This is a genomic window from Micromonospora sp. NBC_01638 (assembly GCF_045209745.1).
Lineage (GTDB): Bacteria > Actinomycetota > Actinomycetes > Mycobacteriales > Micromonosporaceae > Micromonospora.
The window spans coordinates 6,706,642-6,727,375 of sequence record NZ_CP109273.1 but is presented as its reverse complement, the minus strand read 5'-3'; the positions used below and the strand labels follow the sequence as shown (position 1 = coordinate 6,727,375).

The window sequence follows — 20,734 nt, the reverse complement described above, 5'->3', positions numbered from 1 at the left end:
CTCAGTAGCCGAGCCTCCGGGCAGAAGGACGCACCGCGCGCCGGTCCGTGGGGCTCTTGCCGAACACGCGCACCGTGCCCGCCGACGCCGTCCGGTGGCCCTCGATGACCTCCAGGGTCGAGGTCTTGCCCGCACCATTGGTGCCGAAGAGTGCGTAGAGCTCCCCGCGCGCGACCTGGAACGAGAGATCCTTGACGGCGTCGAACTCGCCGTAGGTGACGTTCAGTTGGTCGACTTCGATGACAGGTCTGACGGGCATCACGGATCCTTTCGTCTCGACACAAGGCTTCCGCCACTGGCGGCACCTTGGCATCGGTATAAACCCCTTAGCTCTCACCGTCAGCGCACTCAGCCGCAAGCGAGCTGGTCGCTGTCTGTGCGAGGCAGCCAGGTTGGGCGGCTGGTGCGGTTGACCAGCGACGAAAGCCGCGTGCTCGAGGCCTGTCTCGACCTGCGGCATCCGAGTCATCAATCCGTCCGCGTTGAGAACGCGGCCGTGCAGAGGCGGCCGGCATCGGGAAGAATTGCGATTCGCATCGGTGACAACCACCTACTCCGCCGGACGGCGGTACGTCACCGACGGGGAGCTGTCCAGGCAGGTCATCACCCTGGCCAAAGCCACACCCGAACGGGCGTGGCTGGCCGAGGTGTCGTCGGTGGTGCTGCAGCAGGCCCTCGCGGACCTGAACACCGCGTACCGCAACTTCTTCGCCTCGGTCACCGGCAGACGCGAAGGTCGGAAGGTGGCTCCGCCGCGGTTCCGGTCCCGCAAGGACAACCGGCAGGCCATCCGGTTCACCAGGAACAGCCGGTTCAAGGTCTGTGCCAATGGCCGGCTGCGGTTGCCGAAGGTCGGTGACCTGAGCGTGCGCTGGTCGCGGGATTTGCCGGCCGAGCCCACCTCGGTCACGGTGATCCGGGACGCTGCGGGCCGGTACTTCGCCTCGTTCGTTGTGCAGACCACAGACGAGCCGTTGCCGCCGGTCGAGTCCGAGATGGGCATCGACCTCGGGTTGACCCACTTCGCCGTCCTTTCCGACGGCACGAAGGTGACCGCACCGAAGTTCCTGCGCCGCGCGGCCCGCAAGCTCAAGCGGTTGCAGCAGGACCTGTCCCGCAAGCAGCGAGGCAGTCAGAACCGCAAGGAAGCCGTCGTGAAAGTCGCCAGGGCGCACGCCCGGGTGGCCGACACCCGGCGGGACTGGCAGCACAAACTGTCCACGACGATCATCCGCGACAACCAAGCGGTATACGTCGAGGACCTGTGCGTGACCGGTCTCGGCCGAACCAGACTCGCGAAGTCCGTGCACGATGCGGGCTGGGCCAGCTTCACCGACATGTTGCAGTACAAAGCCGCCCGGTACGGGCGGACCTTCGGCCGGGTGGACCGGTTCTTTCCCTCCACCCGGATGTGCTCCGACTGCGGCCGGATCAACGACAAGATGACGCTCAACCTCCGATCGTGGACCTGCCCATGCGGATCGACCCACGACCGGGACGTCAACGCGGCCATCAACATACTCGCGGCGGGACGCGCCGAGAGCCTAAACGTCTGTGGAGCGCAGGTAAGACCGGCACCCGTGCCGGCACCGCGCCGCGAAGCAGGAATCCGCCCGGACGCCGCGTGTTCCACGCGCAGCGTGGAGGGAACCTCCGTCCTTTAGCGCGGAGAGATCGTCAAGCGACCCCACCGACCGCGACGTTGGGGTGTTCGCCGGACTGCGGGAGCTACGGCTGGACGGACTCGGCGAGACCGACGCCCGGGCGCTGCTGGCAGCCGCGGTCCGCGCACCGCTGGACGACCGGGTACGCGACTGGATCGTCGCCGAGGCGCGTTGCAACCCCTTGGCGCTGCTGGAGCTGCCTCGCAGTGCGCAGCCCGCACAGCTGATCGGCGGGTTCGAGCTGCCCGACGCGCTGGGCGTCCCGCACCGCGTCGAGGACGCATTCCGGCGCCGCTCCGGCAGCCTGCCCGCCGACACGCAGTTGCTGCTGTTGGTCGCCGCGGCCGAGCCGACCGGCGACGTGGAGTTGCTGCGGCGGGCGGCCGCGCAGTTGGGCATCGGCCGCGAAGCGGCCGAGGCAGCCGAGGCAGCCGGGCTGCTGGAGATCGACACCCGGTGCGGTCGCCGCCTCCAGACTCGGCGCGTGGGGGCGAGCACGCCGATGCCCTCATGCAGGTAGTCGTAGACGGTGGACTTACCGATCGCGTTGTCGGCGGCCAGCTGGCTGGCCCTGGTGCGATCCAGGAACCAGCGGATGACCAGGACCGCCTGCTTGAAGCAGCTCAGGGCACGGGTACCAGTGCGGGTAGCGCGCCGGGCACGTTGTGAGCACCGCCATCTTCGCGAATGATGCCCTTCGTCGCGGACTGGAGCGCCTCTCTGAACGCTCGCGCGTTCGGGAATCGATCCTTTCGGGCTTTGGCGAGAGCCTTCACGAGTACGGAATCAAGCGCGGGGGTGAGGTCTGGACGGCGCGTGCTGGCCCGCGCGGGTTCCTCGTAGACGTGTTGGTAGGCGACAGAGAGCGGGTCAGGACCGATAAAGGGTGGCCGCCCGGTAAGTAGTTCGTAGAGCAGGCAGCCTGCGGAGTAAAGGTCGCTGCGGGCGTCCGCGGTTTCACCGCGCACCTGCTCGGGAGAGAGATAATGGGGAGTTCCAAGGACCTCGTGGGCTTGGGTTATCGTCGCGGCTGAATCACCACTGGCGCGTGCGATTCCAAAGTCCACGACTTTGACGGCACCCTCGGTCGTGATCATCACATTGGCCGGTTTGATGTCGCGATGGACAATGCCCGCGCGATGACTGAACTCAAGCGCCGAGAGGACCCCGACCTGATACTGGATCGATTCCTTGAGTCTTAGCTCGCCAACCTTGAGGAGGTCCCGCAGGGACCGGCCAGCGACATACTCCATGACGATATATGGAACGCGCACCTTATCCGCCGAGCCTCCTTCCACCTCTTTATATCCAGTGTCATAGACGGAGACGATTGCAGGATGGTTGAGGCGAGCCAACATCCGCGCCTCGCGTCGAAACCTGGATTGGAACAGGGGATCCTGTGCAAGGTCTCTGCGGAGCACCTTGATCGCAACGGAGCGACCTGAGCGGATGTCACGACCTAGGCGAATATTGGCCATACCGCCCGAGCCAATGAGATCGCCTACCTCATAATTTCCATAAAGGACTCGATTCGTGCTCATCAGGATTTCCTAACTGCTCTCGCTCGCTCTTGGTGGAGTTCCGCGGCGGCGAAGTCCAGACCCCGCTTCGCAACACCGGGCAACTGGGACACATGAGTGCCGGCCCCACCGGCGAGGTCGGGCCGGAACGAAAGGCCCTTCGCGGCACGAACATCGCCGTAGCTGAGGTTCCGCCTGGCAACGTCGATGACAGCGCTGACTGACATGGCGGTTCCTTTCGCGTCAACGGTTCGAAGGGGGCGGCGACCTCGCGGTTCAAGGCCGTTCCCGGGCGGATGGGGTCCGGCGCTGGTCCGGTCGTTGCCGGTCATGGCGTGTCTTCAGGCTGGCATCGGTGGCGGCACCTTCGCGTCGGTGGAAGCCCCTGATTGCTTCGCCGGTCGCCACCGTGCCGAGAGGTGGATGGTCGGTGCCAGGGCGTGCCAGACCAGCGACGGGGCCGGTGTGCGGGCAGGCCCAGCATGCGGCGGCCGGATCGTCGCCCCGTCCACAGTTGAGAACTTGGGTTTGGCGGGTGAGCTTCGCGTCGGTGACACTTACCTACTTATTGCAGTGCCGACGGGCTCGGGTGGGAATGAAACTGGCGAACCTTCTGGGCCGGCGCCGTTGGCCGGGTTGAGCCGGCGGCGGCGGATCCATAGGGCTTGCTGGGCGTGCGGGAAGTCCAGGCGCAGCGGCCCGGTGCAGGTGACCGCTTGCAGCTGGCGGATGTCTGGCGGCCGTGGCCGTGGTCGCGGGCAGACCTCGCGGATCACGCGGGTCCGGCACCTGCGCCAACGACCCCGATGTGTCCTGCTGCACCTGCTGCGACACGGCGTGCAGACGTGCGGACAGCCCGCCCGATCAACGATGATGCTTCCACGAGCGCGGTCCTTCGCCTTTATCATTCAGTCTAGACACCTGAATGATCACCAGAAGGCCGCGCTCTTCAACGCAACCAACCGGAACCAGCGTGGCTACCCGATGACCGGCCATCCGGTCATATCCCTACCTTGCGACAGCTCTGGCCTCCCCAGGGGCTTTTGGCCGTGTGTGTGCATGTCTGGTCAGGGAAGCGGCAGATCCTTGAGCTGTCGGCGGGAGGTGATGCCGAGTTTGCGGAAGATGTTGCGCAGGTGCGCTTCGATGGTGCGTGGGCTCAGGAACAGCTGTGCGGCGATCTCCCGGGAGGTCGCCCCGGTGGCGACCAATCGGGCGATGTGCAACTCGTGGGTGGTGAGGGCGTGGGCCGGCTGGGTGCTGCGTTTGCGTGGGTGTTCACCGGTGGCGCGCAGCTCGCGGGCGGCGCGCTCGGCGAACGCTTCCAAGCCCAGCTCCGACAGCTGTTGGTAGGCGGTGCGGAGTCTCTTGCGCGCGTCCTGGCGGCGGCCTTCGCGGCGCAGCCACTCACCGTAGACGAGGTGAGCACGAGCCGCGTCGCTGGCCATCCGGGACTCTCCGAGCCGTTCGATCGCTTCGCGGTACTGCTCCTCGGTACCCGGCCCCGTGCTCGTCAGCGCTCGTGAGCGCGCGGCCAGGCCCAGAGCCCACGAGGTGCCGCACGCATACGCGCGTGAGCTGAACTGCTCCAGTGCGAGTGCCGCTCGTTCCGGCTCGCCGGCACGGACGGAAGCCTCGATGAGCTCGGGTAGGCCCGTGCTGCTGATCGACTGTTCGTCGGATTTGCACGCCCTCGCCGCGGCTTCCTGCGCGACCGAATAGTTGCCCAACCCGTTGTGGAGCACTGCCATCGCGTACTGGGCCAGGGAGACCTCCACGCCCTCGTCGGGGTAGGTGACATCGCTGGCGATGATGGCGTTGAGCGCAGTGGTCTCGGCCTGGTCGCCACGCCAGGCGTTGAGAATGACGCGAGCATGGCGCAACGGCACGCCCCCGGTCGCCTGTGTGATCACCGTGGCCTCGGTGGCCAGCTCGTCGGCGTGGGCGAGATCGCCCATCAGGACCGACGTGATGGACAGGAAGTTCAGTGCGGCGGGGAGCGTCGCCAGCGCGCCGGCCTCACGAGCGAGCTGGACGTTGCGGGCGGCCAGCACGTAGAGCAGTTCGTCGTCGAGGACCGCCACGGCGTTGCGGCCGGCCAGCCACAGCCAACGGTCGCTCTGGCTGGACTGCACAGATTCCGCCTGCGGGCCGTCGCGGAACGCTGCCAGCGCGAGCCGTAGCCCGGGCACTCCCGCCGCATAGCCCCTCGTCAAGGTCGTCACGAGCCCGTCGAGGAGCAGGTCCACCGGTCGCGCCGGCACCCCGGGTGCGGGGGCGGCCAGGGTCGCTTCGGCGATGCGCACCGCGTCGCCCCCGCCGTTGATGATCGCCGCGTCCAGCGCATGTAGGTAGGTCTCGCGGGACAGCGCGGCGTCCAACGGGGCGAACGCCTTGGCGGCATCCATCAGCATGCCCGACACCTCGGTGCCTCGGGTCAGGTGGAACACGATCTGGGCTCGCAGCAGGTCGAGATGCGCGCGTTGCAGGGCATCCAGCGGCCCGAGCGGCGCCGCCGTGAGCAGTTCCAGCGCGCTTTCGGAGGCGCCGGCTTCGTGCTTGGCGCGGGCGGCTTCCAGCGCCCGCCGGGCACGGGTGGCGTGATCGGGGGTGAGGGTTGCCGCGCGTTGCAGGAACGCGGCCGCGGCGGCCAGCCCGCCACGGGCCCGCGCCCGGTCGGCCGAGCGTTCCAGCTCCGCGGCGGCTTCCTCGTCGGTGCCCAGGACTGACTGTGCGCGGTGCCAGGCGCGCCGGTCCGGATCGAGCTGAGGGTCGGTGGCGGCGGCCAGCGCGCCGTGGGCGCGGCGTTGGTCCGGCGGGGTGGCGGCCCGGTAAACGGCCGAGCGCGCCAGCGGGTGGCGGAATCGCACCCGGGTGTCGATCTCGAGTAGTCCGGCGGCTTCTGCGGGTGCGGCCCCCGTGCGGGCGATCCCCAGCTGCGCGGTCGCGCGCGACAGCAGCGCCACGTCGCCGGTCGGGTCGGCGGCGGCGACCAGCAGCAGCAGCTGGGTGTCGGGTGGCAGGCTGCCGCTGCGGCGCCGGAACTCGTCCTCGACGCGGTGCGGGACGGTGAGGGTGTCGGGCAGCTCGAACCCGCCGGCCAGCTGTGTCGGCGGCGTGCTGCGGGGGAGTTCCAGCAGCGCCAGCGGGTTGCCGCGCGCTTCGGCGATGATCCGCTCACGGACCTCGTCGTCCAGCGGGGTGCGGACCGCGGCCGCCAGCAGCGCTTCGGCATCTTTGGTGCCGAGGCCGTCCAGGCGCAGCTCTGGCAGTCCGGAGAGCGGGTGGACCTCGTTCGTGCTGGCGTCGCGGTGTGCGAAGACCAGGGCCATCCGCTCGGCCCCGACCCGGCGTGCCACGAACGCCAGGACCTGTGCGGAGGCCTCGTCCAGCCACTGCGCGTCGTCGACGAGGCACAGCAGCGGCTGTTCCTCGGCGATCTCGGCGAGCAGGTTGAGGGTGGCCAGCCCGACCAGGAACCGGTCCGGTGTCGCCCCGCCGCGCAAGCCGAACGCCACGCCGAGGGCGGCCTGCTGCGGCTCGGACAGCACACCGACCCGGTCCAGCAGCGGCGCGCACAGCTGGTGCAGACCGGCGAACGCGAACTGGGTCTCGGACTCTGCTCCGACCGCGGACTCGATCCGGTACCCGGATCGAGCCGCGGTGTCGCGGGCGTGCCCCAGGATCGCGGTCTTCCCGATGCCTGCTTCCCCGCGCACCACGAGTGTCCCGCTGTGTCCGGCATGTGCCCGGATCAGCAGTTGCTTGACCGTGTCGCGCTCTGCGCGCCGGCCCAGAAGGTTCGCCAGTTCACTCTCCACCTGAGTCCGTCGGCACCGTACAAGGAACGTAGAACTTAGGTAAGTGTCACCGATGCGACCGCGGCCGCCAAACCGGGGTCTCCACCGCCGTCGGGTGGCCGGCGCGCCCGCCGACGCCGTTGCTGGTCCTGGCACGCCCGGGCAGCGACCGTCCACCTCGCGGCACGGTGACGACCGGAGAGGACATCAGGGGCTTCTACGGACGCGAAGGCGCCACCACCACTGCCAGCCTGACAACAAGGCAAAGACCGGACCAGTTGCGACTGGGCCCGCGAGGAGACCGTGCCGGGCGCCGCCGAGGTCCAGATGCAGCACGGTGGCACCACCGGGGTGGCCTTCGCCTGGGAGACGCAGCTCCTCGCCGGACACGCTGGAAGCGATCTCTGACCTGACCGCCGCGCCGGTCGGCCCGTCATGCAGGTGAGATCTGATGGAGGACACATGGCAGTGAATGTGAGCAATGTTCCCGAAGCCAAACGGTACGAGGCTCGGGTCGAGGGAGAGTCCAAGGTCGCGGGCGTCGCGCAATACATCCGCACCACGGAACTCATCGCGTTCGTACACACCGAGGTCTCGCCGGAGTACGAGGGCAGGGGAGTTGGGTCGGCCCTAGCCCGCGCCGGCCTCGACGAGGCCCGCGCCGCGAGCCTGTTGGTCCTGCCCACCTGCCCATTCTTCGCGGGGTGGATCGCCCGGCACCCCGAGTACCAGGACCTGGTGTACCAAGCCCGCAGCAGAGTCAGCGACTGACCAGCCGGGCACGGCAGCGACGGAGGTCGGTATGAGTAGCAGAACCGTAAAGAAGGCGTACGAGGGCCAGTCGATCACCGTGACCTTTGAGGCCAGGCGTTGCCTGCACGCCGGCGAGTGCGTCCGCGGCCTGCCGGAGGTGTTCGACACGGGTCAGCGTCCGTGGATCCGCCCCGACGGTGCCGAGGCCGAGCGCCTGGCCGAAGTGGTGCGGCGCTGTCCCTCCGGAGCGTTGCAGTACGCACTCGTAGACGGCGGGGCGGAGGCCCCGGACCGGCCCACGCAGATCACGCGCGACTCCATCGGACAATTGATCGTGCGCGGTGAGTTGAGAGTGGACACGTCGCAAGGCGCGCGCGCTGAGACCAGGGTCATCCTGTGTGGTTGCGGGCAAAGCCGCCTGCAGCCGTACTGCGATCACGGAGGGCCTTGCGGTCAGATACCGCAGGGCTGACCCGACACCCCGGCCTGTCAGTTGCCGGATGAGCAAGGGCCGAGCAGGTGGTGCGCATTGTGCAATTCTCCGAGCAGGGCAGCCACGACGCGCTGCGCCTCGAGCTGAGACCGAAGATCCGCGTCACATTGATCGAGCCGGGCAGCGCCGCCACGGAACTGCCCCAGCACATCACCCATGCCGAGACGCGTGCGGTGGCGGTGACCGCTTGGAAGCAGGTGGAGGTCACCGCCACCGATGTCGCAGAGGTCGTCGTCTTCGCCGTGACGAGGCACGCCTCCTGAGACGCATCGGCGGGCACAGAAGAGACGAAGGCATTGAAGGAGCTGCACAGGATGGACGCATCGCAGATCGAGTTCGGTATCGACAGTTTCGGAGACCTCCCCCGTGATGATCGGGGGGAGATCGTCTCGCACGCGGAGGCGATCCGCGCGGCAGTGGCCGAGGCTGTGATGGCCGACCAGATCGGCATCGACGTGGTCGCATTGGGTGAGCACCACAGGCCGGAGTTCGCGATCTCCAGTCCGGAGACGGTGCTCGCCGGCATCGCGACCGCCACGAAGCGCATCCGGCTCGCGTCGGGGGTGACGGTGCTGTCCTCGGATGATCCGGTGCGGGTGTTCCAGCGCTTCGCCACGGTCGATGCGCTCTCCAGCGGTCGTGCCGAGGTGATCCTCGGGCGAGGATCGTTCACCGAGTCGTTTCCGTTGTTCGGGTACGACCTGAAGGACTACGAGGTGCTGTTCGAGGAGAAGATCGACCTGTTCCACCGACTCCTGGACGAGAAGCCGGTGACCTGGGAGGGCACCACTCGCGCCTCCCTGCAGGACGCGGACGTCTACCCGAAGACGGACTCGGGACGTCTGAACACCTGGGTGGGAGTGGGTGGCTCGCCGCAGTCGGTGCTCCGCACCGCGCGCTACGGGTTCCGGCTCATGCTCGCCATCATCGGTGGCGCACCCGATCGCTTCGCTCCGTACGCGGACCTGTACCGACGTGCGCACCAGCAGCTCGGCACGACCGCTCAGCCAGTCGGGATGCACTCGCCCGGCTTCGTCGCCGCGACCGACGAGGAGGCCAGGGAGCTGTTCTACCCCGGCTACAGGGAGATCCGCGATCGGATCGGCGCGTTGCGCGGTTGGCCGCCGATCCAGCGGCGGGAGTTCGATGCCGACGTGGAGCACGGCTCGCTGTACGTCGGCTCGGTCGAGACCGTCGCGGCGAAGATCGCCCGCGCGATTCGGGTGCTGGACGTGGGCCGTTTCGACATGATCTACTCCGCCGCCGGGACGGTCTCCGCCTCCGCGCGGATGCGGTCGGTCGAGCTGTACGGCACGCAGGTCATCCCGCGGGTGCGTGAGCTTCTGGCCGAGCAGCCTGCGGTCACGGCGCGGGTGGCACGATGACCTCTCATGTCACCACGATCGGCATCATGGGTGCCGGAAAGGTCGGCACCGTCCTGGCACGCCTGGCCGTCGCCGCAGGCTACCGCGTCCTGATCTCCGGCTCCGGAGATCCTGCGAGGATCGCGCTGACCACCGAGGTTCTGACCCCCGGCGCGACTGCCGTGTGGCCGACCGAGGTCGCGGCGGCCGCGGACGTGGTGATCCTCGCGCTCCCGCTCAGCAAGCACCGCAACCTCCCGGCGAACGAGCTGAGGGGGAAGCTTGTCGTGGATGCGATGAACCACTGGTGGGAGATCGACGGCCCCCGCGACACGATTGCCCCGCCCGGTATCTCTTCCAGCGATGCCGTCCAGCGGTTCCTGACGGGCGCGCGTGTCGTGAAGGCCCTGAACCACATGGGTTATCACGACCTCGAGGACGAGGCTCGTTCCGCAGGGCGGCGCGGGCGCAAGGCGATCGCGATCGCCGGCGACTCTCCCGAGGACGTCGCCGCGGTGTCACAGCTGATCAACGCGTTCGGATTCGACGCCGTTGCGATCGGCTCCCTCGTGGCCGGCGCTCGCCTCGAGCCCGGAACTGCTGCATTCGGAGCGAACGTCGAGGCCGCCGAGCTGCGAACCCTCACCGCAGCCTCGGCCTCAGCCGCTTTCGAGAACCGTTAGGGGTTCGAGTCCCTTCGGGCGCGCAGGTTGTTGAAAGGGCCTGAGCTGCGGAAACGCAGCTCAGGCCCTTCCTTGTTGTCCGACCTGTGTGGGCGGTGGTCACTCAGAACTGATTCACTCCGCCGTCGACGTAGAGGTTCGCGCCCACGATGAAGCTGCTGTCCTGGGAGGCCAGGAAGGCGACGGCATGGGCGACCTCCTCGGGGTTACCCGTCCGGCCGATCGGCACCATGGCGGCCAGGCTGGCCTTGACGACCTCGTGATCCTGTCCGGCCGCCACGCTCATCTCCTCGACGCCGCTGGTGTCGATCGGCCCTGGCGAGATCGCGTTGACCCGGATGCCGCGGCCTTTGAGCTCGTTCGCCCAGGTGCGGGCGAAGGAGCGGACGGCGGCCTTGGACGCGGCGTAGGCGCCGAAGGCCGGCATGCCTCGGTCGCTGGCGGTGGAGGCGCTCAGGATCACCGCGGCTCCGTCGTTGAGCAGGGGCAACGCCTTCTGCACCGTGGCGAAGGTGCCCTTGACGTTGATGTTGAAGATGCGGTCGAACTCTTCTGAGGTTTGCTGTTCGATGGTCGCGTACGACGCGACGCCGGCGTTGGCGAACAGAATGTCGATGCCTTTCCCGCGCTCGCGGACCACGCTGTACAGCCGGTCCAGGTCGGCCGGATCGGTGATGTCGCCGGGCACGGCTGTGACCGACGCGCCGATGACGTCGACCGCCTCGTCCAGCTCGGCCTTGCGCCGGCCGGTGATGAAGACGTGTGCGCCCTCGGCCGCCAGTCGCGCGGCGGTGGCCCGGCCGATTCCCCGCGTCCCGCCGCCGGTGATGACGGCCGTCTTGCCTTCGAGCTGACCCATGATTTCCTCCGCGTAATTATGTACCGATCGATCGGTACGGAATTAAGGTAGCAGTTCTGCATCGATCGGTACACAACTGGTAAGCTGGATCACGTGGGCATCCAACAGAGGGCGTCGGTCGGCCGGCCCCGGGGCTTCGACGCCGACGAGGCACTCGAGAACGCGATGCGGGTGTTCTGGGAGCGCGGCTACGAGGGCGCCAGCCTCACCGACCTGACCCAGGCCATGGGGATCAACCGAACCAGCATGTACGCGGCCTTCGGTAACAAGGAGGAGCTGTTCCGCAAGGTTCTAGAGCGGTATACCGACGGCCCGGCCTCGTACGGAGCCCAGGCGCTTGCCGAGCCGACCGCCCAGCGGGTGGCCACGGTGTTCCTCGACGGCGCTGTCCGCAGCAGCACCCTGCCCAGTTGCCCGAAGGGATGTCTCAGCCTGCGGGCCTCCCTGATATCTGGCGAGGGCGGGCAGGCGATCCGCGACCTGCTGGCCTCATGGCGCAACGAGACCAGCACCCTGTTGAGGGAACGGTTCCAGCGGGCCGTCGACGAGGGCGACCTGCCCGCGGGAACCGATCCGGCGCTGCTGACCCGGTACATCCTGACGATCGCCAACGGCGTCGCGGTGCAGGCCGCCGGTGGCGCCGAGCGCACCGACCTTCAAGTGGTCGCCGACGCCGCCCTCCGGAACTGGCCGCCCGTCTAGAGCCAACGCCGTTAGGTGGTTGGGTGGATGGCTGATCAGATTGCCATAACCCGGACGGTGCGGGTACGTAGCACACACGCAGGTTCGCGCTCCGTGGTGTCCACCGGCCGGTCGCCTCGACGCGGGTGCCGTGGGTGACGGTCACCGTGTAGTCGCAGGGTCGTGTGTAACGGCCCTGCCCCGTATCTCAGTCGAGTAGTTCGGTCACGGTGCCGGCGGCCACGGTACGGCCGCCCTCCCGGACGGCGAAGCCGAGCCCGACATCCATCGCGATCGGCCTGCCCAGCTCCACCGACAGGTCGACGGTGTCACCCGGCAGGACCATCGTCAGGTCACCGAGGTCTATCGACCCGACCACGTCGGTGGTGCGGAAGTAGAACTGCGGCCGGTAGTTGGCGAGGAACGGCGTGGCGCCCGCCTTCGGCGGTCCTCGAAGCCGGCGGAGCGGGTCACGGCAGGTTCGCCAGCACCGCCCAGGCGATCGGTGTCGTGCCTTGAGTGAGCTCGAGGATTCGCCTGCGGATCCGGGGCTCGTGAAGCAGCAACGCCAGCGTGGCGGCCACGTCCTCACGGGGGATCTCGTCGTGGGGCTGCGCCGGACCCAGCGAGACCGTCCCGATCCCGTTGCGGTCGACCAGCAGGGATGGCCGAAGGATCAGCCAATCCAGGTCGCTCATGCTGACCGTGACGTCGATCAGCTTCTTCACCGCGAAGTAGAACTCCACGTCGTCGCCGAGGTCATGCTCGCGCCCGGCCTCGGGAAGCACGGACACCAGCACGAAGCGACTCACACCAGCGAGGCGTGCCGCCTCCAGAGCCTTCACCACACCCTCGCCGTCGATGGCGGCCGTGACCTCCCACTTACCGCCGTTCGACCCGGCGGTGTAGACGACGACGTCCGCCCCGGTGAGCATGGGGGCCAGCGAGTCAGCAGTCAGGTCCGCGAGCTGAGCCACGTGAGCCTCGACTCCCTGGGCAGAGAGGTCTGTCCGCTGCTCCTCACGGCGTACCAGTCCGGCGACGTCGTCGCCCCGGTCGATCAGGTTCCTCGCCAGCAGCCCACCGACGGCCCCACTGACGCCGATGATGAAGGCCTTCATCATTCCGTTCCCGGCCGCACGGGGGCGCTAAGCTCCGCGGTACGTCGCCACACCCGGTGGCGATCGGTCACCAGGGTCGTCGACGGCAGACCTGCTCGAGCGGGGTGAGGGTCGGGGTACTGGCGCATCGTGCCAGCCTGGCCGCCGCGGCGTGGCCCTCGCGTCGGTAGGAGACACCTATCTTCGGCGCACCCGCTCCGGTCCGGTCAGGGAAGGTGGAACTCCTTGAGCTCGCGGCGTGAGGTGACGCCGAGCTTGCGGAAGATGTTGCGCAGGTGGGCCTCGATGGTCCGTGGGCTGAGGAACAGCTGTGCGCCGACCTCACGGGAGGTTGCTCCAGTTGCCACCAGCCGTGCGACGTGCAGCTCCTGGGCGGTGAGCTGGTCCGTCGGCCGCGCGGTTCGTGCGCGCGGGTGCTCGCCCGTTGCGCGGAGCTCGCTTGCGGCGCGTGCGGCGAATGCTTCAGCGCCCATGTCGGTGAGGAGCTCGTGGGCGGTACGGAGCTGGTCTCGGGCGTCACGGCGGCGGCCCTCTCGACGTAACCACTCGCCGTAGACGAGATGCCGCTGGCGCGAGCCCGGGAGCAGAGCTGCTCCATCGCTTCGACCGCGCGGTCAGGCTGCCCGGCACGGGCGGCTGACTCGATGAGTCGGAGCGGGCCAGGTTGCTGAGCGACAGCTCCTGGGACTCGAGCGCCCGTGCCGCAGCCTCCTGCGCGGCCGAGTAGTTGCCCAGCCCGTTGTGGAGCACTGCCATCGCGTACTGGGCCAAGGAGGCCTCCGTACTCCCGTAGGGGTGGGCGACGTCCTGGGCGACGACGGCGTTGAGTGCGGTGGTCTCGGCTTGGTCTGCTCGCCAGGCAGCCTGGATGACGTGAGCATGCTGCTCGTCGTCGAGGATCGCCACCGCGTTGCCGCAGCCAGCGATTGCTCTGTCGGTCCCGCGCAGGGTCCGTGTGAGAGCCAGTCCGGGAACTGGCTGTGAGGCGTGCGGCGTGGCGGGTTGATCATGGGTTGGGCCTTGAGGTACGAGCGCAGGTAACCACACCTGCCACGCTCGACCTCAAGGTCCAATATGACGTTGTACCTGGTTGCCGGCGCCAGCGCATCTCTGGACGCACCCGAGGCGCTGCCGGCGGTGTCCGCGCATCTGCCCCAGCCGCCGGACGCGGCGTTATCCCTCGGACACCACCGACGCGGAGTGGGCGGTCCTGGCCGTGCGGCATCACCGCGCAATCACCGGCACCGATCCGGCAGGGTGACAGCCCGAACCAGCGACGATCGGTCGTCATGGCCCACGACTCGGCCCTGAGCAGGTCGGATCGCACTTTCGGCAGCCACAGGGTACGTCCGGGCGGTGTGAGATCCATCGCCGGTGGGAAGGCCCGGGTGAGCCTGAGGCGTTGTCCCGCACATGCTGGAGACGGATGTGGTGGTTCTCGGCGCCGGACAGGCGGGGCTGTCCAGCGGGTACCACCTGCGCTCCTCCGGTCTTGACTTCGCCGTCCTGGACGCCAACCCGGCACCCGGCGGGGCCTGGCAGCACCGGTGGCCGACGCTGCGCATGGCGACCGTGCATGGGATCTTCGATCTGCCCGGCATGCGCTTCACGCCTCCGTCGCCGGACGAACCAGCCGCCGACGCGGTGCCGGCCTACTTCGCCGCCTTTGAGAGGAAATTCGGCATCGACGTGCAGCGGCCAGTGGCCGTCACGGCCGTCCGGAACGCCCGTGACGGACGACTCCTCGTCGAAGTTGGCAACAGCACCTGGACCACCCGGGCGCTGATCAACGCCACTGGAACGTGGACCAGGCCGTTCGTGCCGTACTACCCGGGACAGGAAGCGTTCCGCGGGCGGCAGCTGCACACCGCCCACTACCGGGGGCCGGCGGAATTCGCAGGGAAGCGGGTGGTTGTCGTCGGGGGCGGAACGTCGGCCGTGCAGCTCCTGGTCGAGATCGCCGACGTCGCGGCGACGACGACCTGGGTCACCCGCCGGCCGCCGGTGTTCCGGGACGGGCCGTTCACGCCGGACTACGGACGCGAGGTGGTCGCCAAGGTGGAGGCACGGGTACGGGCCGGCCTGCTCCCGGGAAGCATCGCCAGCGCGACCGAGCTGTCGTGGACACCGCAGCTGCTCGAAGCCCGGGAACGCGGTCTCCTCCTACGCCGGCCGATGTTCGACCGGATCGTCCCCGACGGCGTCCAGTGGCGCGACGGTGCGGCACAGGATGTGGACGTCATCCTCTGGTGCACCGGCTTCCGGCCGGCGCTCGACCACCTGGCCCCGCTGCGGCTGCGGGGGCCCCGCGGCGGCATCGTCGTGGACGGCACCCGGGTGGTCGCCGACCCCCGGATCCACCTGGTCGGCTACGGATCGTCCGCGAGCACAGTCGGCGCGAACCGCGCCGGGCGGGCAGCGGTCCGCGAACTGCGCGCGCTTCTGGCGGCGCCCGCGCCGGTCTGACCGCTCGGCGACGGTGGATCCGTCAAGGGGCAGGTGCGGCTGGCGACGGACAGGACCTGCGCGCGTTCGGGCAGGCGCCCGACACAGCCGTCAGCGTCCGGGACTCGTACTGAGGCAGGCCGCCCGGGCGGGGGTCGGCCAGCACGTCGTACGCCTGGCGAGCTTTCTCGAGCAGCCAGATGACCCGGTAGGTGCCGAAAACACCGTCCGAGCAGGTCAAGCGCTCGTGTCGTTTATTCGTGGCGGAGGCCGCCGAATCGGTCTCGTCGTCGGATGTCGAGCCGGTCGAGTCGGTCCGGTTTGGCGATCGGTTGGGGGAGCGGATCCCGGCCGGTGACAGACGCCGTGACACCGGGCACGGCCGCCGCGAGACCCGCACCGTCAAAGCCGCCACCGTGCAACCCCCGGCGGCATCGCCTTCCCCCACGCCCAACAGGCCGTCCGGATCACCCGTACCCGCACCACCAACAGCAGGACCAGCCGCGAGACCGCCTACCTGATCGTGTCCTAGCGCGGCTTGCGTTGCCAGGGGTGGCGGTGGTGGCGAACGCCGGCGGGCTATGGCGATGTTGCCGGGTTGATCAGTCCCGTTTGATAGGCGAGGACGACGGCTTGGACGCGGTCGCGGGCGCGCTGGCAACCTCGGGCTTCACCGCGGAGCCGAAACGGTCCACGGGCAGCAGCGACACCATCGTGCTCCTCGACGCGCTTCGGGGCTCAGCCGCCGAGATCAATCCTCCCCGGCGTCGAGGAACAGCTCGGCCAGCCGGGGCAGCCGACGCCGCATCTCGTCATCGTCATCGAAGTCGAAGTCCTCACCCATGTCGGGCTCGCGGGCCTCGTCGATGCCGACCGCAGCTTGCTGACGGACCTTCATCGCCTCGTAGAAGGCATGGTCGTCACCCGTGACCTGCTCATAGGCCTCGCTGGCCACGTAGTTCACCGACTCGGCGAACAGCGTGCCGTCGTCTTCCTCGGCCGCCGTTTGTCGTACCACGGGATGGTCAGCCAGTCCGTCGGGGGAGGCCAGGACACGTTCGTACCACTCGCGCCCGAGCGCGATGACTCCCGCCCGGAAATCCATGAAGCTGTCGTCTGAGCATCCCCCGCCGATCAGGTACGCAGCCGCCCACACGTCCCAGCGATAAAGGGTGCCATGGAGCTGATCGAACAGGTCCTGGAACTCGAGGATGCCCTCCGGTGATGTTGCGGCCAGACGCGTCACCAGTGCCGCGGCAACGGCCTCACCGTCGTCGCCGGTCCGCCCGTCGAGACCCGCCCCGGCCGACTCCACGACCGCCCAAAACTCGTCAACGTCCACGGCGCGAGAGTCTCCCACGGCCAACCGACACAACTCGTGCCCGTCGACCCGGGCACCAGTCGCGAGCGGCCGCTCAGGCATTCCTGACCCTGAACATCCGCTCATGCCCGATACATTCGGCGTCAGCGGACGATGATCACGTTGGCCATGTCGACGACCGGGCGGTAGCCGAGAGTTGGCGTAGATCTTGTTCGAGGTCGGGTTGGCTTGGTCGGTGAACAGGCAGACCCGCGCGCCCTCGGCCTGGATTCGGCGGGAAACCTCGGCGACCGCGTTGCTGGCCCAACCACGCCCGCGCTGGGCAGGGGGCGTGTAGACGGGGCCCACGCGGGCCACCCCGAACGACGGTGGGTTGGCACCGGTGAGGTGCACCGGCTCCCCAGTCTCGTCGACCCAGAACCAGAGCCGTCCGGCCTGGAGCCGGCGCAGCATCTCCGAGCGGTCGGGCACTTCGTGCGCACTGGTACCGCGCGGGCGACCCGCCTGTTCGTCGGCGTCGCCCATGAACGCGGCGAACCACTCCGTGACCAGTCCCACGTCGTCCTGGGTCGCGACCACCAAGCCGCCAGGCACAGGTGGCGGCCACGCCACCTCGCCGAGCTCGTGCAGCCGCGTGTGCTGGGTGACCTGGACTCGACCCCCGCCGAGCCGGGCCAGCTCGGCGGCGAACAGTTCAACGGCAGGCAGGGCCCCATTGACCGCGAGTACCTCCTCCTCGCGCTCGTGCAACGCGTGGGCCAGCGCAACGGCAGCCTCGTCGGGCATGGGCAGCAGGAATAGCGGGTAGGGGGCATACGGCGCCGCGCGCATCCCGGCACCGACCACGGCGCCGGAATCGTCCCTGACCACCAGCCACCAGTCGCGGTCGGGCTGCGAGAACCCCTCGGCCCGCTGCGACAACAGCCGGTGCGCGACGGTGGTCACGACCGTGCAGACGACCGGATCGGCGCCCAGGTAGTCACCCGCGGCGGCCAGGAACTCGCCCGGATCGGTGATGAACCGCAGCCGCAGTCCGGCCATCGGGATACTGCTCATCTGCGTACGCTAGCCACCGCCGTGCCACATCGATACGGGTTTTTTCACGGCCCGAGGACTTGCAAGCGCTGAGCAGGCCGGCATCTTCGGCCGCACGGAAGCCAAACACCGCAGCCAAGCCTTCGACGTCGCACCTGCCGCGAACCGAACGCTACGCGTTGTCGCCGCCGGGCTCGTTGGTGCGTGCTTGCGGGGTCACGCCCGGTTGAGACTGTCAGAATCGTGTTCAAGGAGTCGGTGCGCGGAGGCGAGGAGAGGGCATGAGCGACTGGAACGACAAGATCATCATTGAGTTTCGCGCCAACGGTGGGCAGGTCGGCGGTCAGTTCGCTGGCGCGCCGCTGCTGCTGTTGCACACGATCGGCGCCAAGAGCGGCCAGCCCCGCGTGAACCCGGTGATGTACCAGAAGGTGGACGGCGGCTACGCCGTGTTCGCGTCCAAGGGCGGTGCGCCCACCAATCCCGACTGGTACTACAACCTGCTCGCTCATCCGCAGGCCCAAGCGGAGATTGGTACGGACAAGGTCGAGTTGGTCGCCAGAGTTGCCGCCGGGGACGAGCGGGAACGGATCTGGAGCGCGCAGAAGGTCGCGTATCCAGGCTTCGCCGACTACGAGCAGAAGACCACCCGCCAGATCCCAGTCGTCGTACTGGAACCTGCGCCGTAGGCAGAGGCGGCACAACCCCATTGCCCGCCTGTGCGGGCCGCGCCGCTGATCCGGCGCGTACCCGCTCATGGCACGAAGAGGACGTCCTGTCGGGGCTACCCTTCCTTCGCTTGGCGTGAGCGCCAGATCTCCAGCCGCAGTCCGGCCCATCGGTCGAGCCATCCCTTGACCTCCACGCGGCGCTGTACCTTCGCGCGGCCCGCTGCGTTGTTCATGGCTGGAGACGGGCGGACAACCATTCCCACAAGGTCAGCCAGCCCATGGCAGGACACCAGGCGAACAGAGTCACCCCGCAGAGTCACCGCGACGCACGTCGCCGTTTCGGGCCAACGCGATATCGCGTCCAGCGCGGACGTGTAGGGCTTATCGCCATTGCGCAGATGCATCCGTGCTTGATTACGAATCTCCCACGGCACCCCAGGCAGGGCCACCATGGCCTGGGCTTCGGCGCGTGCGTCCTCGCGTGGGTCCAGCTTCTCCGGGTCGAAGTAGGCGACATCCACGTCGCGCTCCGCCGAAACCGGGAGGCCGCTGATCGCGTCCCAGACGCGGTTGCGTACGAAGCCGGCACCGATCCACCAGTCCGGTAATCCAAGGTCGGCCGTAGTCCGAAGGACTCTCATTGCTGCCGGGTCTGACTCGATCACGCCCACAACGTCCTGCGCGCTCATGACCACCTCAGGACCCTAAACCAGCAGACGTGCACACCGCTTGCGAGCGAGGGCTGAGAGCAGAGCGAAGTCGTGACCCACCTGCTTCGGGGTGAACCCGATGCCCGCTCCGCCGTCGAACGGCGCGGCGTCGTTGGCCCGTGACCGTTCGACCATCCGGTCGCCTCTGACGAGGCTGGTACGGACGCCGGTGACCGGCAGCCTGGCGCCCGCGGTGTAGTCAACGGCGATGTCGATGCCGCCGGTCATGAACCCTGTCGGCTGGACGACGCGATCACCGCATCCGCGACGCGGATGCGGAGGCGGGCGTTGATGATCCAATGGTGCCGCCACAGGGGCCGTCTCGGTCTACCGAGACGGCCCCTGCCGTGTGTCTCACTGAGTTACTCGCCTGAGCGTCGAAGCTCTCGGTGCAGCCCTGAACGCGGGCAGAGGGTAGCGGACACGGTCACTTACCGGAGAACTCCCAGAGGGGCCCGGTCCGCCACTCGTGATCGTTGTAGCGGACGCCGCCCCGAACCTTTTTCGTACCGTCCTCGCGCCAGTCGAAGTTGCACCTGGCCCAACTGCCGTTTCCGTGGGTATTGCGGCAATACCGTTCGGCGACGCCGTATTGGCTCCAGACCTGCCCCAGCGCTGAGTAGCCGTCGGCCTGGTTGTCCTTGACGTAGACGAAGTCACCGTCGTAGTCGATGCAGACGATGGTGGAGTGGTAGTAGGCGGTCGTCATCAGGCATTCGCCAACCGGCCCCGCGACCTTGACGCCGGTCTGGCAGGAATATTGCGAAAAGCCGCATACATCGAGGTAGTTGTCAGCGGCGGCGCTACTCGGGGGCGCTGCGGCGAACACGGCGATGACCGTGGCCACCAGGGCGAGAGCCCCGCCGCGGAAGCCGCGCCTGGACCGCATGAGTCCCAAGAGAACTGTCTTCATGTGTCTCTCCATGGATAGGAAGTTGATGCGAGGGAGCATGGGTGTCTGCCGCTGGTGTCAGCAGCCCTGGGTGAGGCTGTCCACGGTGTAGACCGTGAAGTCCCAGACGATCCAACCCTTTGCCGAGACGCAGTTGTTGGCGGTGCCGGTGACACCGACCGGTCCGGCGTAGGAGGAGTAGGTGCCCTCGTCGGGGTTGGAGAGTGCATCGAAGTTGCAGGTGCGCCCTTCGCCTGAGCGTTGGGTGCAGCGGGCGATTTGGACGCCGGTCAGCGCCGACTTGCCGTAGGAGACGCCTCGGTGGTAGAAGCAGGCGCTGTTGGTGCCACCGTTGCTGCTGTTGTAGTAGATGATCAGTTCTGCGATGGGGCTGCCGCTGCGTGAGACCGTCTTGCTGTATGTCACGGTGCCGGAGCAGGAGGTCGCAGCCTGCGCGGGTGCGGCGGTGATCAGTGCCGAGGCGGCCACGGTGACCAGGCCGACGGCCAGTACGCCGGCACGACGGAGGGTACGACGGATCATTCAGCACTCCCTGGGATCAGATAATCGATCTTGACCGGCGGACCGTATCGGCGACGGGTGAAAGGGCGCTGAAATGCCGCTGACGGCAGTGCCCGCGGCCATACCATCGCTTGTCGACGGTCGCGCCGACGCCCGCCGGATCTGCCCGTCGGGTCCGGTCAGTAAGCTGCGCGAGGTGC

22 protein-coding genes and 2 pseudogenes are annotated in these 20,734 nt (G+C 68.3%); 10 read left to right on the top strand and 14 right to left on the bottom strand.

What is annotated here, in order from left to right; translation table 11 throughout:
- Position 1: 1 nt before the first annotated feature.
- Positions 2 to 259, bottom strand: a complete 258-nt coding sequence (locus OG811_RS31235; RefSeq protein WP_406070870.1) for an ATP-binding cassette domain-containing protein — start codon at positions 257 to 259, stop codon at positions 2 to 4.
- A 280-nt stretch (positions 260 to 539) separates the two neighbouring features.
- Between OG811_RS31235 and OG811_RS31230 the strand changes: the two genes are divergently transcribed.
- The gene (locus OG811_RS31230; RefSeq protein ID WP_406070869.1) at positions 540 to 1,664 is read left to right on the top strand and encodes an RNA-guided endonuclease InsQ/TnpB family protein; all 1,125 of its coding nucleotides are present in this window, start codon (positions 540 to 542) and stop codon (positions 1,662 to 1,664) included.
- 43 nt (positions 1,665 to 1,707) lie between these two features.
- A complete protein-coding gene (locus tag OG811_RS31225) occupies positions 1,708 to 2,184 on the top strand; it encodes a hypothetical protein (RefSeq protein ID WP_406070867.1) in 477 nt (158 codons plus the stop codon).
- On the opposite strand, the pseudogene OG811_RS31220 reads toward OG811_RS31225, so the two are convergent.
- The 3 genes and pseudogenes from OG811_RS31220 to OG811_RS31210 all read right to left on the bottom strand — a co-directional run.
- Positions 2,154 to 2,333 (bottom strand): annotated as a pseudogene (locus OG811_RS31220) (IS5/IS1182 family transposase); the annotation flags it as partial. The gene OG811_RS31225 and the pseudogene OG811_RS31220 sit on opposite strands and share 31 nt — an antisense overlap.
- Positions 2,288 to 3,205 carry a protein kinase domain-containing protein gene (locus OG811_RS31215; RefSeq protein ID WP_406070866.1) on the bottom strand — a complete coding sequence of 306 codons (918 nt, stop codon included), beginning with the start codon at positions 3,203 to 3,205 and terminating at the stop codon, positions 2,288 to 2,290. The gene OG811_RS31215 and the pseudogene OG811_RS31220, both read right to left, overlap by 46 nt.
- A gap of 1,046 nt (positions 3,206 to 4,251) precedes the next feature.
- Positions 4,252 to 7,005, bottom strand: a complete 2,754-nt coding sequence (locus OG811_RS31210; RefSeq protein WP_406070865.1) for an ATP-binding protein — start codon at positions 7,003 to 7,005, stop codon at positions 4,252 to 4,254.
- A gap of 441 nt (positions 7,006 to 7,446) precedes the next feature.
- On the opposite strand from OG811_RS31210, the gene OG811_RS31205 reads away from it, so the two are divergent.
- Genes OG811_RS31205 through OG811_RS31185 form a run of 5 tightly spaced genes read left to right on the top strand, consistent with a single transcriptional unit; the run spans position 7,447 to position 10,277 of the window.
- Positions 7,447 to 7,755: a GNAT family N-acetyltransferase gene (locus OG811_RS31205; RefSeq protein ID WP_406070864.1), complete on the top strand. Its 309-nt coding sequence runs from the start codon at positions 7,447 to 7,449 to the stop codon at positions 7,753 to 7,755.
- Between the two features lie 31 nt (positions 7,756 to 7,786).
- Positions 7,787 to 8,209, top strand: a complete 423-nt coding sequence (locus tag OG811_RS31200) for a (4Fe-4S)-binding protein (protein WP_406070862.1) — start codon at positions 7,787 to 7,789, stop codon at positions 8,207 to 8,209.
- A gap of 47 nt (positions 8,210 to 8,256) precedes the next feature.
- On the top strand, positions 8,257 to 8,493 hold the full coding sequence (locus tag OG811_RS31195; RefSeq protein WP_406070861.1) for a hypothetical protein: 237 nt from the start codon (positions 8,257 to 8,259) through the stop codon (positions 8,491 to 8,493).
- Positions 8,494 to 8,544: 51 nt separating this feature from the next.
- Positions 8,545 to 9,615: an LLM class flavin-dependent oxidoreductase gene (locus OG811_RS31190; protein WP_406070860.1), complete on the top strand. Its 1,071-nt coding sequence runs from the start codon at positions 8,545 to 8,547 to the stop codon at positions 9,613 to 9,615.
- Positions 9,612 to 10,277, top strand: a complete 666-nt coding sequence (locus tag OG811_RS31185) for an NADPH-dependent F420 reductase (RefSeq protein WP_406070859.1) — start codon at positions 9,612 to 9,614, stop codon at positions 10,275 to 10,277. Before OG811_RS31190 ends, OG811_RS31185 begins: the two co-directional genes overlap by 4 nt.
- A gap of 103 nt (positions 10,278 to 10,380) precedes the next feature.
- On the opposite strand, the gene OG811_RS31180 is transcribed toward OG811_RS31185, so the two are convergent.
- Positions 10,381 to 11,136: an SDR family NAD(P)-dependent oxidoreductase gene (locus OG811_RS31180; protein WP_406070858.1), complete on the bottom strand. Its 756-nt coding sequence runs from the start codon at positions 11,134 to 11,136 to the stop codon at positions 10,381 to 10,383.
- Between the two features lie 93 nt (positions 11,137 to 11,229).
- On the opposite strand from OG811_RS31180, the gene OG811_RS31175 reads away from it, so the two are divergent.
- A complete protein-coding gene (locus tag OG811_RS31175; RefSeq protein ID WP_406070856.1) occupies positions 11,230 to 11,838 on the top strand; it encodes a TetR/AcrR family transcriptional regulator in 609 nt (202 codons plus the stop codon).
- 187 nt (positions 11,839 to 12,025) lie between these two features.
- Here OG811_RS31175 and OG811_RS31170 read toward each other — a convergent pair.
- The 4 genes and pseudogenes from OG811_RS31170 to OG811_RS31155 all read right to left on the bottom strand — a co-directional run.
- Positions 12,026 to 12,260 (bottom strand): annotated as a pseudogene (locus OG811_RS31170) (elongation factor Tu); the annotation flags it as partial.
- 27 nt (positions 12,261 to 12,287) lie between these two features.
- Positions 12,288 to 12,938: an NAD(P)H-binding protein gene (locus OG811_RS31165; protein ID WP_406070854.1), complete on the bottom strand. Its 651-nt coding sequence runs from the start codon at positions 12,936 to 12,938 to the stop codon at positions 12,288 to 12,290.
- Between the two features lie 206 nt (positions 12,939 to 13,144).
- Positions 13,145 to 13,411, bottom strand: a complete 267-nt coding sequence (locus OG811_RS31160) for a helix-turn-helix transcriptional regulator (RefSeq protein WP_406070853.1) — start codon at positions 13,409 to 13,411, stop codon at positions 13,145 to 13,147.
- Positions 13,412 to 13,454: 43 nt separating this feature from the next.
- A complete protein-coding gene (locus OG811_RS31155) occupies positions 13,455 to 13,844 on the bottom strand; it encodes a hypothetical protein (RefSeq protein ID WP_406070852.1) in 390 nt (129 codons plus the stop codon).
- A gap of 507 nt (positions 13,845 to 14,351) precedes the next feature.
- Here OG811_RS31155 and OG811_RS31150 point away from each other — a divergent pair.
- The gene (locus OG811_RS31150; RefSeq protein WP_406070851.1) at positions 14,352 to 15,404 is read left to right on the top strand and encodes an NAD(P)-binding domain-containing protein; all 1,053 of its coding nucleotides are present in this window, start codon (positions 14,352 to 14,354) and stop codon (positions 15,402 to 15,404) included.
- 730 nt (positions 15,405 to 16,134) lie between these two features.
- Here the strand turns inward: OG811_RS31150 and OG811_RS31145 are convergent.
- Positions 16,135 to 17,760 carry a GNAT family N-acetyltransferase gene (locus OG811_RS31145; protein WP_406070849.1) on the bottom strand — a complete coding sequence of 542 codons (1,626 nt, stop codon included), beginning with the start codon at positions 17,758 to 17,760 and terminating at the stop codon, positions 16,135 to 16,137.
- A 260-nt stretch (positions 17,761 to 18,020) separates the two neighbouring features.
- Between OG811_RS31145 and OG811_RS31140 the strand changes: the two genes are divergently transcribed.
- The gene (locus OG811_RS31140) at positions 18,021 to 18,428 is read left to right on the top strand and encodes a nitroreductase family deazaflavin-dependent oxidoreductase (RefSeq protein ID WP_406070848.1); all 408 of its coding nucleotides are present in this window, start codon (positions 18,021 to 18,023) and stop codon (positions 18,426 to 18,428) included.
- 95 nt (positions 18,429 to 18,523) lie between these two features.
- Here OG811_RS31140 and OG811_RS31135 read toward each other — a convergent pair whose 3' ends face one another.
- The 4 genes from OG811_RS31135 to OG811_RS31120 form a co-directional block, all read right to left on the bottom strand.
- Positions 18,524 to 19,099, bottom strand: coding sequence for a nucleotidyltransferase family protein (locus tag OG811_RS31135; protein WP_406070847.1), 576 nt, complete (start codon positions 19,097 to 19,099; stop codon positions 18,524 to 18,526).
- A gap of 15 nt (positions 19,100 to 19,114) precedes the next feature.
- Positions 19,115 to 19,348, bottom strand: coding sequence for a hypothetical protein (locus OG811_RS31130; RefSeq protein WP_406070845.1), 234 nt, complete (start codon positions 19,346 to 19,348; stop codon positions 19,115 to 19,117).
- A gap of 199 nt (positions 19,349 to 19,547) precedes the next feature.
- Entirely contained in the window at positions 19,548 to 20,033 is a 486-nt protein-coding gene (locus OG811_RS31125) for a hypothetical protein (protein ID WP_406070844.1), read from the bottom strand.
- 57 nt (positions 20,034 to 20,090) lie between these two features.
- Positions 20,091 to 20,555: a hypothetical protein gene (locus OG811_RS31120; protein ID WP_406070842.1), complete on the bottom strand. Its 465-nt coding sequence runs from the start codon at positions 20,553 to 20,555 to the stop codon at positions 20,091 to 20,093.
- Between the last annotated feature and the right edge of the window lie 179 nt (positions 20,556 to 20,734).

What these genes read in the sequence shown, in the direction of transcription:
- OG811_RS31235 (WP_406070870.1), bottom strand. Translation starts at nt 259, where the DNA reads ATGCCCGTCAGACCTGTCATCGAAGTCGACCAACTGAACGTCACCTAC.
- OG811_RS31215 (WP_406070866.1), bottom strand. Translation starts at nt 3,205, where the DNA reads ATGAGCACGAATCGAGTCCTTTATGGAAATTATGAGGTAGGCGATCTC.
- OG811_RS31205 (WP_406070864.1), top strand. Translation starts at nt 7,447, where the DNA reads ATGGCAGTGAATGTGAGCAATGTTCCCGAAGCCAAACGGTACGAGGCT.
- OG811_RS31200 (WP_406070862.1), top strand. Translation starts at nt 7,787, where the DNA reads ATGAGTAGCAGAACCGTAAAGAAGGCGTACGAGGGCCAGTCGATCACC.
- OG811_RS31190 (WP_406070860.1), top strand. Translation starts at nt 8,545, where the DNA reads ATGGACGCATCGCAGATCGAGTTCGGTATCGACAGTTTCGGAGACCTC.
- OG811_RS31185 (WP_406070859.1), top strand. Translation starts at nt 9,612, where the DNA reads ATGACCTCTCATGTCACCACGATCGGCATCATGGGTGCCGGAAAGGTC.
- OG811_RS31180 (WP_406070858.1), bottom strand. Translation starts at nt 11,136, where the DNA reads ATGGGTCAGCTCGAAGGCAAGACGGCCGTCATCACCGGCGGCGGGACG.
- OG811_RS31165 (WP_406070854.1), bottom strand. Translation starts at nt 12,938, where the DNA reads ATGAAGGCCTTCATCATCGGCGTCAGTGGGGCCGTCGGTGGGCTGCTG.
- OG811_RS31160 (WP_406070853.1), bottom strand. Translation starts at nt 13,411, where the DNA reads ATGGGCGCTGAAGCATTCGCCGCACGCGCCGCAAGCGAGCTCCGCGCA.
- OG811_RS31150 (WP_406070851.1), top strand. Translation starts at nt 14,352, where the DNA reads ATGCTGGAGACGGATGTGGTGGTTCTCGGCGCCGGACAGGCGGGGCTG.
- OG811_RS31145 (WP_406070849.1), bottom strand. Translation starts at nt 17,760, where the DNA reads ATGAGCAGTATCCCGATGGCCGGACTGCGGCTGCGGTTCATCACCGAT.
- OG811_RS31140 (WP_406070848.1), top strand. Translation starts at nt 18,021, where the DNA reads ATGAGCGACTGGAACGACAAGATCATCATTGAGTTTCGCGCCAACGGT.
- OG811_RS31135 (WP_406070847.1), bottom strand. Translation starts at nt 19,099, where the DNA reads ATGAGCGCGCAGGACGTTGTGGGCGTGATCGAGTCAGACCCGGCAGCA.
- OG811_RS31130 (WP_406070845.1), bottom strand. Translation starts at nt 19,348, where the DNA reads ATGACCGGCGGCATCGACATCGCCGTTGACTACACCGCGGGCGCCAGG.
- OG811_RS31125 (WP_406070844.1), bottom strand. Translation starts at nt 20,033, where the DNA reads ATGAAGACAGTTCTCTTGGGACTCATGCGGTCCAGGCGCGGCTTCCGC.
- OG811_RS31120 (WP_406070842.1), bottom strand. Translation starts at nt 20,555, where the DNA reads ATGATCCGTCGTACCCTCCGTCGTGCCGGCGTACTGGCCGTCGGCCTG.